The 16,774-nt window shown below is 43.7% G+C and carries 19 protein-coding genes; 7 read left to right on the forward strand and 12 right to left on the reverse strand.

Translation table 11 applies throughout. From position 1 onward, the window contains the following. Positions 1-18: 18 nt before the first annotated feature. The 3 genes from U9Q77_11740 to U9Q77_11750 all read right to left on the reverse strand — a co-directional run bounded on the left by U9Q77_11740 (position 19) and on the right by U9Q77_11750 (position 2,525). Positions 19-633, reverse strand: coding sequence for an L-threonylcarbamoyladenylate synthase (locus tag U9Q77_11740; protein ID MEA3288028.1), 615 nt, complete (start codon positions 631-633; stop codon positions 19-21). Continuing rightward, positions 630-1,475 carry an alpha/beta hydrolase gene (locus U9Q77_11745; GenBank protein ID MEA3288029.1) on the reverse strand — a complete coding sequence of 282 codons (846 nt, stop codon included), beginning with the start codon at positions 1,473-1,475 and terminating at the stop codon, positions 630-632. The genes U9Q77_11740 and U9Q77_11745 overlap by 4 nt, the downstream gene beginning before the upstream one ends. A 216-nt stretch (positions 1,476-1,691) precedes the next feature. After that, positions 1,692-2,525, reverse strand: a complete 834-nt coding sequence (locus U9Q77_11750; GenBank protein ID MEA3288030.1) for an alpha/beta hydrolase-fold protein — start codon at positions 2,523-2,525, stop codon at positions 1,692-1,694. Positions 2,526-2,708: 183 nt separating this feature from the next. On the opposite strand from U9Q77_11750, the gene U9Q77_11755 reads away from it, so the two are divergent. Both U9Q77_11755 and U9Q77_11760 read left to right on the forward strand, forming a co-directional pair. After that, positions 2,709-3,116 carry a hypothetical protein gene (locus tag U9Q77_11755; GenBank protein MEA3288031.1) on the forward strand — a complete coding sequence of 136 codons (408 nt, stop codon included), beginning with the start codon at positions 2,709-2,711 and terminating at the stop codon, positions 3,114-3,116. Between the two features lie 232 nt (positions 3,117-3,348). After that, positions 3,349-4,131, forward strand: coding sequence for a creatininase family protein (locus tag U9Q77_11760; GenBank protein MEA3288032.1), 783 nt, complete (start codon positions 3,349-3,351; stop codon positions 4,129-4,131). A gap of 159 nt (positions 4,132-4,290) precedes the next feature. On the opposite strand, the gene ssb is transcribed toward U9Q77_11760, so the two are convergent. The 9 genes from ssb to U9Q77_11805 form a co-directional block, all read right to left on the reverse strand. After that, positions 4,291-4,692, reverse strand: a complete 402-nt coding sequence (gene ssb, locus U9Q77_11765) for a single-stranded DNA-binding protein (protein MEA3288033.1) — start codon at positions 4,690-4,692, stop codon at positions 4,291-4,293. A gap of 197 nt (positions 4,693-4,889) precedes the next feature. Beyond that, a complete protein-coding gene (locus U9Q77_11770) occupies positions 4,890-6,746 on the reverse strand; it encodes an FAD-dependent oxidoreductase (protein ID MEA3288034.1) in 1,857 nt (618 codons plus the stop codon). Positions 6,747-6,813: 67 nt separating this feature from the next. Next, entirely contained in the window at positions 6,814-7,125 is a 312-nt protein-coding gene (locus tag U9Q77_11775) for a cupin domain-containing protein (protein MEA3288035.1), read from the reverse strand. Between the two features lie 56 nt (positions 7,126-7,181). Next, positions 7,182-7,367, reverse strand: coding sequence for a ferredoxin (locus U9Q77_11780; GenBank protein MEA3288036.1), 186 nt, complete (start codon positions 7,365-7,367; stop codon positions 7,182-7,184). Further along, entirely contained in the window at positions 7,354-7,701 is a 348-nt protein-coding gene (locus U9Q77_11785) for a DUF5320 domain-containing protein (GenBank protein ID MEA3288037.1), read from the reverse strand. Before U9Q77_11785 ends, U9Q77_11780 begins: the two co-directional genes overlap by 14 nt. An 11-nt stretch (positions 7,702-7,712) precedes the next feature. Further along, complete coding sequence (locus U9Q77_11790; protein MEA3288038.1) at positions 7,713-8,057, reverse strand: NifB/NifX family molybdenum-iron cluster-binding protein; 345 nt, start codon at positions 8,055-8,057, stop codon at positions 7,713-7,715. 2 nt (positions 8,058-8,059) lie between these two features. Further along, the gene (locus U9Q77_11795) at positions 8,060-8,959 is read right to left on the reverse strand and encodes an ATP-binding protein (protein ID MEA3288039.1); all 900 of its coding nucleotides are present in this window, start codon (positions 8,957-8,959) and stop codon (positions 8,060-8,062) included. Further along, positions 8,956-9,819 carry an ATP-binding protein gene (locus tag U9Q77_11800; protein MEA3288040.1) on the reverse strand — a complete coding sequence of 288 codons (864 nt, stop codon included), beginning with the start codon at positions 9,817-9,819 and terminating at the stop codon, positions 8,956-8,958. Before U9Q77_11800 ends, U9Q77_11795 begins: the two co-directional genes overlap by 4 nt. Further along, complete coding sequence (locus U9Q77_11805) at positions 9,816-10,286, reverse strand: DUF134 domain-containing protein (protein ID MEA3288041.1); 471 nt, start codon at positions 10,284-10,286, stop codon at positions 9,816-9,818. Before U9Q77_11805 ends, U9Q77_11800 begins: the two co-directional genes overlap by 4 nt. 412 nt (positions 10,287-10,698) lie before the next feature. On the opposite strand from U9Q77_11805, the gene U9Q77_11810 reads away from it, so the two are divergent. The 5 genes from U9Q77_11810 to U9Q77_11830 all read left to right on the forward strand — a co-directional run bounded on the left by U9Q77_11810 (position 10,699) and on the right by U9Q77_11830 (position 16,625). Then, positions 10,699-11,277 (forward strand): TetR/AcrR family transcriptional regulator, encoded by a 579-nt coding sequence (locus U9Q77_11810; protein MEA3288042.1) that lies wholly within the window; start codon positions 10,699-10,701, stop codon positions 11,275-11,277. A 49-nt stretch (positions 11,278-11,326) separates the two neighbouring features. Next, the gene (locus U9Q77_11815; protein MEA3288043.1) at positions 11,327-13,621 is read left to right on the forward strand and encodes an MMPL family transporter; all 2,295 of its coding nucleotides are present in this window, start codon (positions 11,327-11,329) and stop codon (positions 13,619-13,621) included. Between the two features lie 141 nt (positions 13,622-13,762). Then, entirely contained in the window at positions 13,763-14,533 is a 771-nt protein-coding gene (locus tag U9Q77_11820; GenBank protein ID MEA3288044.1) for an outer membrane lipoprotein-sorting protein, read from the forward strand. A gap of 197 nt (positions 14,534-14,730) precedes the next feature. Then, entirely contained in the window at positions 14,731-15,972 is a 1,242-nt protein-coding gene (locus U9Q77_11825) for a DUF1302 family protein (GenBank protein MEA3288045.1), read from the forward strand. Next, positions 15,969-16,625 (forward strand): methyltransferase domain-containing protein, encoded by a 657-nt coding sequence (locus tag U9Q77_11830; protein MEA3288046.1) that lies wholly within the window; start codon positions 15,969-15,971, stop codon positions 16,623-16,625. Before U9Q77_11825 ends, U9Q77_11830 begins: the two co-directional genes overlap by 4 nt. Positions 16,626-16,774: the final 149 nt, after the last annotated feature.

Below are 16,774 nucleotides of genomic sequence, written 5' to 3' on the forward strand. Positions count from 1 at the left end.
ATAATCACCCCAAAAGAGTCAGGGTGTACACCAATTAACATCTCCCTGTCCCTCACGGATAACCACGGGTCCATCGTCATCCGTCATATCGATCACAGAAGACAATTCGGCCCAGGTTGGTCCGGAATCCAGGATGAGATCAACTTTTCCCTCATAATATTCAGAAAACTCCTGAGGGTCGCTGGCAAAACTTAGTTCACTAATATTGACACTGGTAGAAATGATGGGATTTCCCAGAGCTTCTACAATAGCCATGGTCAGAGGATGATCCGGGATTCTGATCCCCACAGTCTTCTGTCTGGAAAGGAGTACTTTTGGTGCTTCTCTGGTTCCCGGCAGGATGAAGGTATAGGGGCCGGGCAAGTGCTTTCGCAGGTCACGATAATTTGCAGTAGATATCTTAGCATATTTTGAGATATCTTTGATATCCGAGCAGACAAAACTTAATGGTTTTTGCTTTGCAAGCCCTTTAACCCGATAGATTCTTTCAATAGCGCTTTTTTTAGTGATATCACAGCCAATTCCATACACAGTGTCAGTAGGATATATGATCAAACCACCATTTTTTAAAATATCAACGGCTTTTTTAACTGCCTGAGTGTTTATTGTCGTACCATGTAGTTCAATTCTCATTGTTTCAGAAAGTCCTTGATCAGAGCCATACTGGCTATCGGTTTCTCGAAGGGAAAAAGATGTCCTCCAGTGATGCTTTTGACAACATGAATTCCGCCCAACTTACCAAGTCGCCGGAACCCACGCTGGTTTACAGTATCTGAGTGTTTCCCAATAATATAAAGTGTTGGTATGGTCAGCTTTTTAGGAAGAGTCCAGGCGTTTAGTGGTAATGATTGATAGATGCTGGATTCTAATTGGGGAGCACAGGAGAGCTGGTATTGATTACCACTGGTGGGGTGGAAGCAAGTATCTACATAAGCTTCGAGAAAGCGAGGTTCCCAACGTGAAAACACCTTTTTTCGTGAAAAATGCTCCAATGCTTCCTGCCGGGATGGAAATAACCATTTCCGTCTATCGGCTGCTTTGGCCAGCGGTATTATTTGGGTCAGAGATGTGAAACGCAGCCCCTGCATGATCCAGAGGATGTATTTTGGCAAGAGGACAGGGTCAAGCAGGATGATGCGTTGGAACCAGTCTGGCTTGCGGATGGCCATCATCATCATAACAACTGCACCAATGGAATGTCCCATCCCGATCAAAGGAGCGGCTGGGGGATCTTGCTCCAGGAGTTTGATGAAATGATCAGCCAGGTCAGCCCAGTCTTGGATCTGTCCAGTCCAGCGGGAGTTCCCGTGACCAGGCAGATCAGGAGCTAAAATTTTATAGTCATTCTGTAAGGGCTCCAAAAAAGGTTGATAGAGATCAGCAGAATAGCTATTAGCATGTAGAAATATAAGGGAGCCTTTCCGTGCTGTACCCCTGGAATTCACGGAAAAGTGAGTTGGGAAAGGTGTTTTCATAGCTACAAAATAAGGTGAATGTTAGTCTTGGGAAGGGAAAAGACGGATCAATCCAATGATCCAGAAGTACAGTTTGTCATTGTGCTGACAAAGTATTCGGTGGTGTGTTCTTTGTGTTGTCTGAGACCGAACAAGAGCGTTAGATCCGGAAGAAAGTGAAACTACACTAAAGCCTGAATTGAATAAATCTTATTACAGTAAATAGTGGCACTTTGCTTATTTCTGAAAATTCGAGACAATAAAATCGATAGCTTCACCCACATGAGCTTTCCAAAACGTGTGCGTGTGAGCACCCTCTTCGACTTGAAATCTGGCTGAATAGCCCAGACTTTTCATTTGATGAGCCATCGCTTGATTCTCCGGGAAGGCAAAATCATCATCTCCACAAATCAGCAGGAGTGCAGGACCATGGCTGGGAGCGGGTTTTTGTGCCAGGTGCAGGGGATTATGGGCTTCCCAGTTGTCACGATTCCCAGAAAACGATCCCAACACATCTATTAGTCCCCAACCATCTTGATGGCGAGTGATATCCATAACGCCACTCAGGCTGGCTGCTGCCGCATAATCTCCGGGGTGTTCCAGGGCTTGGACAAAGGCTCCAAAGCCACCCATACTCAAACCCATGATACCCTGTTGGGATGCTTTCGGTGAGCCGTTAAAATGCAGGACCATCCAGATTTTGATCTCTTGTTGAATGTGAGAAGCATAGTTCCTTCCTGGAACCAGATCAGTATCCAACCACCATCCATCATAACCCCCATCAGGCAGCACCAATAGAATATTGTAGCGGTTGCTCAGAGATTGTAAATCAGCATCGTCCTCCCATTGGGTCTCATCTCCACTCCAGCCATGCAGCATAGCGATAAATGGGTAACCACTCTCTTTGTTTACATCAAAATTGTCAGGAGTTGTGACTATAATGCGATTGCTATCGGTTAGTGCCACCGAGGGAATTTTAAGGTGGTGGATTTTTCCGAAACTTGGACTGGTTGATAGACCGAGGATCAGAATAATCAATAATGATCGAGAAAAAAGACGCTGTTTATTCATGTTGTGAAATATGTGAAATGGGTTCTGTATATCAAAGTAGTTAATATCCGGTGGGGGCAAAAATAGCCCAGGGGGATCACATTATTTCAGTTTTATCTGGCAAGTTATCGTTTAAACTAACATCGAATTTTTGAGGAAATGAGGATCACTATTCATGAACAGAGAAAACAGGAATCGTCTGATATGGCTGAGCATCAACATGATAGCGCTGACTCTGATCGTTGCCTTAAACATCTGATGATCCTGGCGCTTTTTGCAGCGCTGCTTTATCTGGTAAATCGTTGGGTTGTCATTCCTCAAGTAAACCGTTCACCCTTTTTCCGTGATCATCTAAGTGATGTTCTGGCTTTACCGGTTTATCTGCCGCTGTCATTTTACCTGGCGGTGCGGCTTGATATGATTCCGGAAAATTTTCAGCTCGGCGTTGGTCATATTTTGGGTGCTGTTATCCTTTTCAGTATAATATTTGAAGGATTGGTACCCTTAATTGATAATTCAGCTACCCGTGATTTGTGGGATGTTCCGGCCTATTTAGCTGGAGGTCTTATCGTATACATAACCTGCAGATCAAGTCTGAACAGGGTGAGTTAAGATCAACGATTTAAGGTTGATGGTCTCGCAAAAACGACCCCTCGCAGAGCGCGCAGAGCGTTGTATTGAGTTCATCGAAATGACGCAAAGTGTTGTTATATATGGTTTTAGGATTATTCACTATATGTGGTTGTATTTAATGGTTTTAGGGCACATTTTATGAATTCTCAGATACTTCTAGCGGTTTCGTCAAGGTTTAAATAATTAATATTAAGAGTCTGGGAGTAAGTTTATGCGACCCTATTTGTTGGCAGAAAGCAACTGGAAAGATGTACGGCAACAGGAGATCGAACTGGTCATCCTGCCCTGGGGTGCCACTGAAGCCCATAATTTTCACCTACCTTATGCAACAGATATCATTGAGTCTGACCACCTGGCAGCGGAAGCAGCTCGATTGGCTTACGAGCAGGGAGCCAAAATCATGGTTTTGCCAACCATTCCCTTTGGTGTGAATACTGGCCAAACTGAAATTATGCTGGATATAAATTTGAATCCCAGCACCCTTATGGCTGTCGTAGGTGATGTGCTGGATACCCTTGACCGTCAAGGTATTCGGAAATTCCTGATTTTTAATTCTCATGGTGGCAATGATTTTAAGCCTGTTCTGCGCGAACTAGGCTTGCAATATCCAGATATGTTCTTGGCGTACACCAATTGGTTCACCACACTGGATAAAGGTAAATACTTTGATCATACTGGTGATCATGCTGATGAAATGGAGACATCTCTTCTGTTACATCTGAGGCCAGACCTGGTAAGACCCTTGAATGAAGCGGGTTCTGGACGGGAAAATAAGATTAGACTCAAAGGTGTTAGAGAAGGCTGGGTCTGGACTGAGCGTAAGTGGGATCTGGCTACAGAAGACACCGGGATCGGTGATCCTCGTCAGGCGACAGTAGAAAAAGGTGCTAGATATTTTAAGGATGTGACCAAAAAAATGGCTGACATCTTTCTTGAGATTGCAAAGATGGATCTAAGTGATCTATATGAGAATCAGCCTGCATGTAACATCTGATCCAACAGAAGCAGTAGCTCCAGCACACTCAAATTATATTAGCTTCGGATAATTAGCTGTGGTGGTCGTCTTTAAGGTGACAACTAACCCTGAGAAAGGAAGCGAAGAATACCTTCTGGAGGCGCCGGCCGGCGTGGCTTCCCGGGACACTGGATTAGATCAAAAAGGGACTTCTTCTTCACCCTCGGCGACTGCTACGGGTTCCTTTTTACCATTCCCCTTTTTTGAACTGCCAAGCATGGTCACCTTGTCTGCAATGATCTCCGTTCTGAAATGACGATTTTCTTCTTTATCTTCCCATGACTGGGTTTGCAATCGACCTTCGACATAGATCAAAGCACCCTTCTTGACATAGTTTTCGGTAAATTCAGCATTTTTACCAAAAAGAACAATACGATGCCATTCTGTTGTATCTTCAAATTCTCCTTTTCCGTTTTTTCTGGTGTCTGTAGTGGCCACACTGATGTTGGCGATGGCCAATCCCTTGGTGGTGTACTTCATGTCGGCATCGCTGCCGGTGCGTCCAACTAATAGCACTTTGTTCACGCTATTGCGTTGCATAGAACCTCCTTTTGTTGGTTTGATTGGACGTAGTATATCAAGGGGAGCGCTGATGCACAAGAGAAAAAGTGACAAAATTAATAAATAATTAATTTTATCGTAACAATTGATCTTTCAGGAATATGATCCCAGTTAAAAATCCTGGAAATTGGAGTTATTTATCTCTTGAGGATTTGATTAACTATCGCCGGAAATTTCTATAATCGTTGGACAGACTCATAGGCATCTCGAATAGCATCCTGGGCTTTACCCACTCTACGGGCATCACCGATCAAATGGCAAGGAAGATGGGACTTGAGCTGAGAGCAAAGACTGTTTTCACTTCGCATACCAGTGGTCAAAACAATCTTGTCAATATTCACAAGTTTTTGGGTGTTGACTCCGGTCAGGTGAATCACGTCATCCTCAATGAGGCTGACACTGGTTTCGAGCAGGAATTTCACCTTATTGGCCTTTAGCTTTTTCAAGGTTAGGGTGCGCTCAATGGGCTCCATATCTTGTGCTACTTCTGGTAATAGATCGACAATGATCACTTCATTTTGCTTCTCTACCAGTTTGCTCGCTACCTCCAGACCGATCAACCCGCCCCCAATGATCAGGATCTTTTCACCATTGGGCAGGTGCTCATCCTCGAGAAATTCGGTCCAGTAATATTCTTTCAACCCTTCAACAGGCGGTGTTATGGGAATAGAACCGGTTGCGATAACCACTTCATCATAGTTTTGTTTGAGAAGATGTTTTGGGGTTGCAGTTAAGTGGTGGATCGTAATTTTACGCAGAGCGATCTCCTGCTGGAAATATTCAACCAATCGAGCTAAGGATGTTTTCCCAGGAGGCAGGCTAGCCAGGTTAAATTGCCCACCCAGCCGATCTTTTTCATAAAGTTCAACCAAATATCCTCGATCATGGAGATCAATGGCTACTTCCATACCAGCCAAACCAGCCCCGACGACAGCAAAACGTTTTTTCTGATCAGGTTTAAAGGTGAGAATGGGTGGTTCCCCTACTGATGGATTCACCAGGCAGTGCAATCCCAGGCCAGCTCTTACACCGCCCAGGCAGCCCTCAGAGCAAGCCAGACAGGGTCGAATTTGACCGGGATGTGATCCTGCGAGCTTACTGGTAAAATGAGGGTCAGCAATGAGGGCTCGCCCAATCGCAATAAATTTGGCATCGTACTTATCTTCTATTTCAGAAACATCCTGAGGTGAATTGATCTGACCCACAAAGATAACCGGGATACCAACGCGTGATTGAACAGCCGCCGCCATTTCCCAGGTTTTGCCTTTGGGTATGAACATGTGTTGGAAAAACCAGGGAGGAGTGGAACAAACCGAGCCAGCCGAAACGTGTAGGGCCGTGGCTCCGTGCGCTTCCAACTCGTGGCTCAGGATAAGTGTTTCCTCTAGCTGGATGCCACGAGGTGTCATTTCAGAACCACTTAAGCGAACAATAATTGGTATTCTGATGGCTGAGTGGATGGCATCAAAAACAGCCAGTGGATAACGCATTCGGTTTTCCAGTGAGCCACCAAATTCATCGTCACGGTCATTCACATCAGGTGCAAGAAACTGAGCGAGCAAATATCCGTGACCCATCTGGAGCTCGATCATGTCAAAGCCAGACTTTTCCGCTCGAATGGCTGAGCGAACAAACAGCTCGATCGAAGAAGCCATCTGGTCCGCATCCATTGGAACAGGTTGAGCGCCTCCATTTTCACACGGCTTATCTGTTGCCGACATGAAATAATTACCTGGAATTTTTGGATTTGCCATTCTGCCAGGATGACTTAAGTGAGCTATTGCCTGTGCTCCACCATCTTGAATACTCTGTACTATTTGTTTGAGACCATGAATTTTGTCATCGTTATCAATGCCGAGTTGAGTCGGAAGTTCACGCAAACCCGGATCCATATACAGCGGTTCAATGGTAACAGCACCAATGTCGGCATTGCGTTCTTTGTAAAAGCGAAGATGTTTACCATTAACCATCCCGTCACCTGTACAATAACCCAGCTTAATGGGAGCCATTATGTATTTATTACGAAGATGCATTAAGGGTCTCCAATCTGTTGATTATTCCAAGAACGTTATTAATAAACCAGCTCATTCTCTGGTTTTATTAATGCCAAATGACCAGGATCACTGCACCAGCTTTTGATGTTATGGGACCATGAGTTGAGTCTTTATGGATAAGCTGATAAGTCCCCTCCGGGCAAGGGGTGGATCCCATTTCGTATGCTCCCTGAATGACATAATGTTGTTCAGTTCTGAGATGGGAGTGACTTTCCTGGCGGAATCCTGGCGGTATTTTCAGAAGAATCGTTTTTCCTCCCTCGTCTTCCCGTAGAATCTTGATTTGTGTCCCACGCATGTAGCTTTCACTGGCATCCTGCCATTTCAGATCATTCGCTTTTACAATTAGATCTAACATAAGTAGCTCCCTTTCTTTGTAGAGATTCCAGCCATGCTTTCAACGGACAAAAAGAATCAGTTCTTTGACTGTTTCTTCTTTAGCAAGTCGTCATGATAGGAACCTTCACGGATTAGTTTTGCTCCACATTGAGGACATTTTTCGTCCTGACAGGGAATCCCACGTTTGTGGGCGGCCCGATAATCACATTTGGGACAGTGGCAACCCCCACCAGCACCTAGATTTTGACTATTTTGTCTCATTCTTTGCTTCTCCAGATTCCGCTGATTGTTTGAGCAACTTAGATAGCTGATCAATTACTGTGGTCAACTGCTGGCGCAGCTCAGTACCTTCTGTGTTTGATGGTGATACTGTATTTTCATAGTCTGTTTCCTGGAAATTGGTACGATAACCGTAACCATAGCCATTCCCGCGACCACCACCCATTCCAAAACGACCGCCAAATGACCCTTGGCCGCGACCTCTGCCGCCAAAACCATATCCAAAATTACGATCTTCATTTCCAGTGCAGCGTCCCAGACGCCGACCTGTCATACTACCTCTTCCCTGGGGACCTGTTCTATCACCTCTAGGCATGATTATTTCTCCTATAGTTCAATTTTTTCTAGTTTGTCTTGTTGATATGAGGTTAATGCCTCACTGATCGACATATTTCCGGCACCAACATACATAGCAATATCAGCAATTTTTAAAGTAGCTGAGGCTTTGTCTCCGGGTCCATTTCCCGTAATGATAACATCAGGCTTTAGTTCGAAGACTTTCTGGGCGGTCAAGGGGCCGGCACCATGGGCTGCTTTCCCTGACTGGGAATTGTCATGTACGGTATGCTGCTTGGTCTCTTCATCGTACATGAGCAGATACTCTGCCCTCCCAAAACGTGGATCCATCATTGAATCCATTTCCTTGCCTTTACTTGTAAATACTATTTTCATAATTACCCTCTTTCCAGCTGGATCAGCTGATTAATTTTAGTCCAACTTTTACTTAAATATTGTCCAGTCCCCTGGGGGGCATACTCGACAATTGTTTTACCTTCTGTCATCGCTTTTGTGAAATTTACATCGTAAGGAAGGTCTGAGATATGATCTATGCCAGCTTCCTGGATGAAATCTTTTATTTCGTTCGTTACGTCCAGGTTTATATCAAACTTGTTAATGATACAGCCAGAGCGGATCCTGAATTTTCCAATAAGTTCTTGAACCCGTTTGAGATCATGGATGCCTGATACAGTAGGCTCTATAACAATCACAACATAATCGGCACCGGCCAGAGCTGCTACAACGGGACAGCCAACCCCGGGAGGTCCATCTATAAGTAGAATCGGTTTCTCTTCTGCAAAAGCAAGTTGTTTAGCTTCTTCCTTAACTTTGGTAACAAGCTTGCCTGAATTATCAGCACCAATCCCCAGTTTAGCGTGAACCAGATGTGTGCCCAACCGAGTTGTGGATCGATACCAGTCTCCCACATTGGCATCAAGCATGTCAATGGCTGCCTCAGGACATACCCTGGGTCCGTAGCCGCATCCTTCGCAGTTCAGGGGATCTATCACATATTTATCATCTTTGGGAAAGATTGCATCAAAGCGACAGACTTCAGCACATAGCCCACAGCCCGTACAGAGGTCTGGGTCAATTTTTGCGATGGCACCACTGAAAAATGCTTCACTTTGTTGGATTTCGGGCTGCATCAGGAGGTGCATATCGGCGGCATCTACATCGCAGTCAGCCAAAACGACATTATTCCCACCCAGGACTGCAAAGGAGGCGGTTACGGATGTTTTGCCAGTACCACCCTTGCCGGAAATGACAACGATCTCTTTTAGTTTCCGTCTCATGATACAGCTCCAGGATCGAGACTGAAAAGATGATGCTCAATATCTCGCAAGGCGGCTTTGACAGCAGGGAACTTTTCAAAGAGGAGTTCGCCTCGTGAATAGGTCTCCGCGATCTTGCGTTCGTTAGGAATTTTGGCGATCACATCAATTTTTTCTTTGCTGCAGTAATCCAGTACATCATCATTCCCAACGCCGTAGCGATTGATCACGACCCCAAAGGGTTTATCCATATCACGAACGACTCCGGCCATGAGGCTCATATCATGGAGGCCAAAGGGCGTTGGTTCAGTGATGAGGATGACATAATCAGCGGTTTTTACAGCTTCGATGACTGGGCATGAAGTTCCGGGAGGCGCATCATAAATTTTAATTACAGGATCAGGATACTGCTCTTGAATAAAATCAGTTGTTTCTTTGATCAGGGGCACGGCTTGTTCTTCGCCGACATTCAATTTGCTTTCGATGAACTCCATTACAGGGGTTTTGATCTCAGACATGACACCCATTTGAACCGGCTCCATAGGTAGGGCATCTATGGGACACAACTCGGAACAGGCGTAACAACTGTGACATAACTGCGCGTGAAGAATGATATTGGTACCCAGTTGCAGGATCGCATTATAGGCACAGACATCCTGGCAGATACCACAGCCAGTACATTCACCGTTCCATTTTGGGATCATTTTGAATTTATCAGTTTGCTGAGTTTCCTGGCCGTTGATGAAGAGAGCTGAGTTGGGCTCCTCTACGTCCAGATCGCTCAAGACAACTTGGTGATTTTGGGCAAGATAGCTGGCAAGATTGGTTGCCAGGGTGGTTTTTCCAGTGCCCCCTTTACCGCTGGCGATGACGATGTTCAAATTGTTGTTCCTCTATTCTCAGAATTTGTTTTTAAATATTTTGACGTGAGATCTTCCAGGTCTTCGGATCCGCATTCTGGACAATCCGCTATCATTTTAGTGATGGCATGGGTTTGTTCTTCACCACAATCACGGCAGCGGTGCATTCCCTGAGAGAAATCAATATTACCACCTTCAATCAAGAGTTCAAGCCCATCGATAATAGCGTGGGCAATTTTGGTACGCGCTTTTTCGATAAGCCGGGAGAAGGTGGGTCGGGAGATGTCCATCTGAATAGAAGCCTGTAGGTGATCCAGACCCTGGTGATCTGCCAGGCGGAAGGCTTCATATTCATCTATAGTAATAACAATTTGTTCCAGACTTATCCTGGGAACCCCTGATGGCTTAAAATTGCTGAAACGGGGTGGTGAAGCAATTCGTCGTTTGCGATAGGCTCCCCGAGAGCGTTGTCTTCTGGAGTGATCCATGTTTTTCATGACGAGAATATAATGAACATATGTTCATTTTACAAGTGTTTGTTAAAAGGCAAATAATGTTGCTGGGTGGGAGTGAGATTGCCGCGTCCCTACGTTCCTCGCAAAGACAGATGGGGAATATTTGGAATTTCCTATTGGTGTCTTCGCGAAGGAGTGAAACGACTGCGGCGATCTCAAATTTTTGTTATTAAAGTGACGGATAATAATGTTGGGTTATGTTCATAAAGAACCCGATGTGTACACCCTTCGAGCCTCAGGGAGACACGCTCAATATCCACTGGGTTAATGTAGCCATATTCCGAGATTGCCGCGTCCCGGTGGTTTTCGCAAAAGTAGTAAAAATACTTGCAATCATCATCTAGCGAAATAAGTTAGTGAGCGATAACTAACGAAGGGGAATGTAATGGTATCTGCATATACAAAGAGACAACTCCAGATTATCCATACAGCTGTGGATCTTATCTCTGCTGGTGGGATGTCTTCACTAACAATGAGTAATATTGCTTCAAAAATTGAAGTGACGGAACCAGCCCTCTATCGACATTTCAAGAGCAAAAAGGAAATCATGTTGGGGATCCTTAATCTGATTCGCCAGAATGGCCAAGCTCCAGAGAAACCCAATAAGACGGGTTGGGATTTGGTCGAATGCACTATGTTCAACCACATTGCCAGCTTCACGGATACGCCTGGACTGGCTGCCATCATCTTTTCAGAAGAAATATTTTCTGGAGATAATGACCTTTCTCAACAGATCAAAGCCTTGATGGATGAGACTCAGAAAAGATTTGTTACCGTGATTCGCATGTCTCAACAAATGGGGAAAATGCGCCAGGATATTCAGGCTGAACAGATTGCCCTGTTGGTCATTGGATCATTCAGATTTCTTGTGACACAGTGGCATTTATTTGAACATAACTTTGATTTAAGCGAACGGGCAACCGCACTTTTTAAAGATTTTAGAAGACTGTTCATCATCGAATAATATTTTTTTACCCCAAGGGGTTTGTGAACAATAACAAAGGGAGTACAATATGAAAACAATGAGAGATAAAATCCTGAATCATCCCTATTGGGTGATGGGGGCAATTCTGCTTCTCACGATCTTTTTCTTTAAACAGATCAAAGATAAAGGTCGGATGGAAACAGATCTTGATAAGTACATGCCTCACAACCATCCTGCCTTTGTCTATAGCGACGCTGCAGAAGAAATGTTCGATATCAAAGATGGGATCATCATCGCTATCGAACATCCCGAATCCATCTACAACCCGGAAACTTTGCAGAAGATCAAAGACATTACCAAGGCCCTCCAAAAGATGGATGAGATCCATAAGGCTGATGTGACTTCCCTGTACACTGCGGATAATATTATTGGTACGGAAGAAGGCATGGATGTCAAAGCCTTCTATAAACGTGTTCCCAAGACTGAAAAGCTTGATGCCATGCGCGTTGGCGTTGCATCGAATGAAATGGTTGCAGGACGTCTGGTCTCTGAGGATGAGACAGTTGGTGTCATTATAGCTCGAATTGATGATGATGTTTTTACACAGGATTTTTACAAAGCCATTATAGCGTTAGGTGAAAAATATGAAGGTCCGGAAAAAATATATGTAGCGGGTAGTCCTATTGTTGAAGGGACCATGGCTTTGCTTGGTCCTGCAGACATGAAGCGGATGGTCCCTGTGGTTATTCTCGCAATTCTAATCGTACTATTGGGGGTCCTGAGAAGTTTGAAAAGTACCCTGTTTACTTTTTTAGTTGTAGCCGTCAGCTCTGTTTGGACTTTTGGTCTTATGGCGCTGGTAGGTATTCCCACCTATGCAGTGTCAACCATGATACCCGTGATGTTGATTGCCATCGGGGTCGCTGATGGAATCCACTTTTACAGTCATCTCGGTATATTTATGAGAAAAAATCCAGGGGCTGATAAAATCACCGCTGTGAAAGATATGTTGAATGGGATGTGGAAACCGGTAGTGATGACCTCAATAACGACAGCCGTCGGTTTTATCTCACTTTTAACCTCGCAAGTATATCCCATAAAATATTTTGGTCTATTTACCGCTTTTGGTGTTTTGGCTGCCATGTTCCTAACCCTGGTACTTATTCCAGCTGGAATCATGGCCTTCAACTTGCCAAAAATGCGGATCAAAGAAGGTAAAAATTCGTCTCACGATTCAAGTATTGCTCGAAAGTTTTCCGAAGGTCTGCTTTCACAAAAAAAACTGACCTGGGTAATCACACTTGGTTTGGTAATCTTGTCTCTCTGGGGGATCAACAAAGTATGGATCAATTCGAGCTTCCTGGACAAATTCGAATCTGATTCAGATATTGTTCTCACAGATGCATTCATTAACTCTAAGTTTGGCGGAACCTCCACAATCAATGTTATCCTGGAAACTGAAGTTGAAGGAACTTTCAAACAATCAGCTGTCCTAAGACTTGTAGATAAGATGCAGGATGATGTAGAAGCCTACGATATGGTAGGTAGCTCCTTTGCGTTGACTGATTACTTGAAACGTATGAATAAAGTCATGAATGAGGATCAAGAGGCTTTTAACACCATTCCGGATAATGAAGAACTGAACGCCCAGTATCTACTACTATATGAAATGTCAGGTGATCCAGAGAATCTATGGAGGGTCACAGACTATGATTACCGTCGCTTGAACGTAACTTTCCAGATTAAAAGTGATAACTCCAAGGCGATCAATGAAGTGTTAGACCGCATTGAAGCCTATCGTGTGCCCTTGAATGAGATGGGTGTTGAACTAAACTTTGCAGGTTCTGGATATAAAGCCCTGATCTTTACAGATTTGATCCTTGAAGGTCAGATAATGAGTCTGGTGCTTTCCATCGTTATAATCATCGGTTTATTGAGTTTTATGTTTGGAAGCATCAAGGTGGGACTGGTTGGAAGTTTTCCAATCGTCATTACCGCGCTTATTGGGTTTGGGGTGTTAGGGATATTCAATATCCCCCTTAATACAACCACAGCCTTACTCTCAAGTATTACAATCGGAATTGGAATTGATTACGCCGTTCACTTTTTAGATCGCTATCGCTTGAATCGCCGCATGGGTCTATCTCTGGAGACAGCTGTTTCTGAGACCATGGATCATTCCGGGCGAGCAATCGTTTTTAATGCCGTTGTTGTTATCGCAGGTTTCCTGGTTCTCCTGGCCTCCGTATTTCCACCGAACCGCGCGCTGGGTACCCTGGTGTCCATGAACATGTTTGTTAGCTTTGTTGGCACTTTGACTGTCATGGTTCTTCTGGTTGTTAAATCAGGTATTTTCAACAAAGAAGATGAAAAAGTATCATGATAATAGCGCAAGCTTTTCTGTACAGCAAAGTGTGCAATGAAAGCAAAACAAATTCTTTAAAGAATAAATGAGAATATTATCATATTTAAAAAATCCGTGCAATCCGTGTAATCCGTGGTTGCATCCATAAGGAGCAATAAAATGAAAACATTAACAAAACTTATCAGCCTGGTATTAATCCTGAGCGGAACCCTTTTCGCTAAGCAACCCACTGGTCTTGAGATTATCGAAAAGTCTTACAATCGTCCCGTAAGTAAAACGATGGAAGCGAATATGAGTATGATCCTGGAAAACTCCAGAGGCGTACAACGTGTCCGAGAGATCAAACAGTATATCAAAGATTTTAAAGATGCAGAAAAGAAACTCATGATATTTCTGAAACCGAAAGATGTGAAAAACACAACTTTTATGAATTGGAGTTTTGATGATGGGAGCGAGGATCAGTGGATCTATTTACCCGCTCTTAAAAAAATCAAGCGCATCTCCAGTGATAGTGATAGTGACTATTTCATGGGCTCCGATTTTACTTATGATGATCTGGGTGACCGTCACCCATCCGAAGACACCCATAAATTAATTGGTGAAGAAACCATTGACGGTCATGAATGCTATATCGTCGAGAGCGTTCCTCTTGATGAAGAGTATATGTACACGAAAACGGTGACTTGGGTCATCAAAGACAAGTGGATTGGTTACAAAAAAGAGTTTTATGATGAAGATGAAGAATTCTTAAAACAACTCAATCTTATAAAGTATGAAGAATATGGTGATGTCGTCGTATTGACTGAAGTGAAAATGGCGAATGATCAGAATGGTCATAGCACGATTATGAGACTAAGTGATGTTATTATCAATAAAACGATTGCAGACAATATGTTTACCGAAAGAATGATGAGGCGGGGAGTTAGGTAAGTTAGAAGTTAGAAGTTAGAAGTTAGAAGTTAAAAGTTAAAAGTTAAAAGTTAAAAGATGAAGGTTGAAAGTTAAAGAGATACCGTTCGTCATGCTGAGCGGAGTCGAAGTATATAGATCTACAGCGTTATGACCAACTTATAAGCGAATATGGGTAAATAGTATGGTCCATCGCAATATGAATAAGGAAGAAACAAATGTTTAAAAATATTATAGTATTTATTGTGTTCGTGAGCAGCCTAATCGCCCAGGTGGAAGTCGGGGGATACGCACGTAACTATATCGGTGTATTAACGGGGGGTGAGCAGGAATATGCCATCATCCAAAACACACTTGACCTGACATTCACTGGTGGAAGTGGCAATGTGAGATACTTTGCCAACCCCACTATTTATCAAACCCCAGGAAGTGATTTAAACTTTGATCTTCGTGAAGTGTACCTCGATATATATTTTACCAATACAGATATTCGGATCGGGAAACAACAAATTATCTGGGGTAAAGGAAGTGGTGTCTTTATTACTGACATCGTTTCGCCAAAAGATTTAAATGAATTTTTATTACCTGATTTCGATGAGATTCGTACGGGAATCACCGCTCTTAAATTAAATCAATATATAGGCAACCAAACGTTTGAACTGGTGTATATCCCAGCCTTTTCTGCAACGATCTTCCCAGAGACAAGTTCTATATGGTCACGCACTCCCGTGTTTGCTATGCCTGTGACGTATGATTATTCAGAGAAAGTCATTGCAGCAAATCTTGAAAACAGTGAGGTTTTCATGAAACTATCCGGTATCATGTCATTTATGGATTATGAAGTTATGGCGGGATACATGTGGGATGATGATCCAACGATGCATGTCACGCCAACTATTGAAATGGGTGCTATCACTGGTGTTACCCTCAGTCCTCAACATCATCGGTTGAGTGTTGCTGGTGGTAGTTTTAGTACAGAATTGGACGGGATGGTTGTACGCGGAGAGGGTGCCTATTATCAAGGGAAACAATTCTCAGCTGTCAACGCAATGGGGTTAGCTGCTGATCTTTTGGAGCAAGATTATATGCATTATCTATTAGGACTAGATTTTTCAATTGGTGCGACTCGCTTTAGTAGTCAAATCATCCAGCAGGTGATCATTGATTATGATGAGGCTATCGTCCAGGATGAAGCCGTCAATACCATGACTTTTTCGGCAAATCGGACCTTTCTCAGGGAAACGCTTACCGCTCAATTATTTGGATATATTGGCTTGAACAAAAGTGATGCTCTCATCCGTCCAACCCTGACTTATGATTTTGCCGATGGTTTCGAGATACTGGCTGGCGCAAATATCTTTGTGAAAGATGCTGATATAGAGGATGGTGACGATCCAGGACAGTTTGGGTATTTTGATGATAATGATATGGTTTACATGAAAGTGAGGTATAGTTTTTGACAGAAATTAAAACTGTGACGAATAACACACCCCACGACGACTACGACCACTCTTCAAAGGCGTACGATTTACTGCTGAATCCGTTTTTGAATAGAATTCGAAATGCCCTTGTTGATTGGGCAATAAAACATCAGCCCGAACGGATACTTGACGTGGGGTGTGGAACCGGTAAACAGTTGTCATTATTACCAGCAAACATGAACGCTGTTGGGATAGATTTATCAGACGCCATGCTGGACAGAGCAGCCAAACAAGCACCGGGGAAATGTCAACAGGCCGATGCGACTGATATTCCTTTTCATGATAATTCCTTCGATCTCATTCTTTCACAGTTTGCCCTTCATGAGAAAGAAACAAAAATCATCAACCTTGAACTAAAAGAAGTAAAGCGTCTATTAAAGCCTGAGGGTATCTTTTCAGTGGTCGATTTTGATTTCCCAGATGATCACACCTTTTTGGCTGGCTTCTTCAAATGGGGCGTTCGCCGAATTGAACAACAGGCTGGTGATGAACATTTCGAAAACTTCAAGGTCTGGATGAACCAGGGAGGTCTTCGCGAGATTCTCAGGGGAAGTAGTTGGTCGCTTATGGAAGAACAGCTGTTTTTCAAGGGCAATGTCCGGCTGACTTTCTGGAGAGCAGCTGACGCATGATGCGTTGGGAATTAATTCCAACATGTTAACCACCGAGAGCGAGGGCACAAAGATTGGTGATTTGGATAAAACAAAATATGCAGCCGCTGACAAGGTCGCTCACCAGTTTCCGTCCAGTGAGTGCCGTCATACAGTGGCAGCAAACTAAC

It is taken from the genome of Candidatus Neomarinimicrobiota bacterium (assembly GCA_034716895.1).
Taxonomy (GTDB): Bacteria; Fidelibacterota; UBA8477; order UBA8477; family JABMPR01; genus JABMPR01.

Coding starts and splice junctions, on each gene's coding strand:
- U9Q77_11825 (MEA3288045.1), top strand. CDS start 14,731: ATGTTTAAAAATATTATAGTATTTATTGTGTTCGTGAGCAGCCTAATC.
- U9Q77_11815 (MEA3288043.1), top strand. CDS start 11,327: ATGAAAACAATGAGAGATAAAATCCTGAATCATCCCTATTGGGTGATG.
- U9Q77_11745 (MEA3288029.1), bottom strand. CDS start 1,475: ATGAAAACACCTTTCCCAACTCACTTTTCCGTGAATTCCAGGGGTACA.
- U9Q77_11770 (MEA3288034.1), bottom strand. CDS start 6,746: ATGCATCTTCGTAATAAATACATAATGGCTCCCATTAAGCTGGGTTAT.
- U9Q77_11790 (MEA3288038.1), bottom strand. CDS start 8,057: ATGAAAATAGTATTTACAAGTAAAGGCAAGGAAATGGATTCAATGATG.
- U9Q77_11810 (MEA3288042.1), top strand. CDS start 10,699: ATGGTATCTGCATATACAAAGAGACAACTCCAGATTATCCATACAGCT.
- U9Q77_11820 (MEA3288044.1), top strand. CDS start 13,763: ATGAAAACATTAACAAAACTTATCAGCCTGGTATTAATCCTGAGCGGA.
- U9Q77_11760 (MEA3288032.1), top strand. CDS start 3,349: ATGCGACCCTATTTGTTGGCAGAAAGCAACTGGAAAGATGTACGGCAA.
- U9Q77_11785 (MEA3288037.1), bottom strand. CDS start 7,701: ATGCCTAGAGGTGATAGAACAGGTCCCCAGGGAAGAGGTAGTATGACA.
- U9Q77_11805 (MEA3288041.1), bottom strand. CDS start 10,286: ATGGATCACTCCAGAAGACAACGCTCTCGGGGAGCCTATCGCAAACGA.
- ssb (MEA3288033.1), bottom strand. CDS start 4,692: ATGCAACGCAATAGCGTGAACAAAGTGCTATTAGTTGGACGCACCGGC.
- U9Q77_11775 (MEA3288035.1), bottom strand. CDS start 7,125: ATGTTAGATCTAATTGTAAAAGCGAATGATCTGAAATGGCAGGATGCC.
- U9Q77_11740 (MEA3288028.1), bottom strand. CDS start 633: ATGAGAATTGAACTACATGGTACGACAATAAACACTCAGGCAGTTAAA.
- U9Q77_11795 (MEA3288039.1), bottom strand. CDS start 8,959: ATGAGACGGAAACTAAAAGAGATCGTTGTCATTTCCGGCAAGGGTGGT.
- U9Q77_11755 (MEA3288031.1), top strand. CDS start 2,709: ATGGCTGAGCATCAACATGATAGCGCTGACTCTGATCGTTGCCTTAAA.
- U9Q77_11750 (MEA3288030.1), bottom strand. CDS start 2,525: ATGAATAAACAGCGTCTTTTTTCTCGATCATTATTGATTATTCTGATC.
- U9Q77_11780 (MEA3288036.1), bottom strand. CDS start 7,367: ATGAGACAAAATAGTCAAAATCTAGGTGCTGGTGGGGGTTGCCACTGT.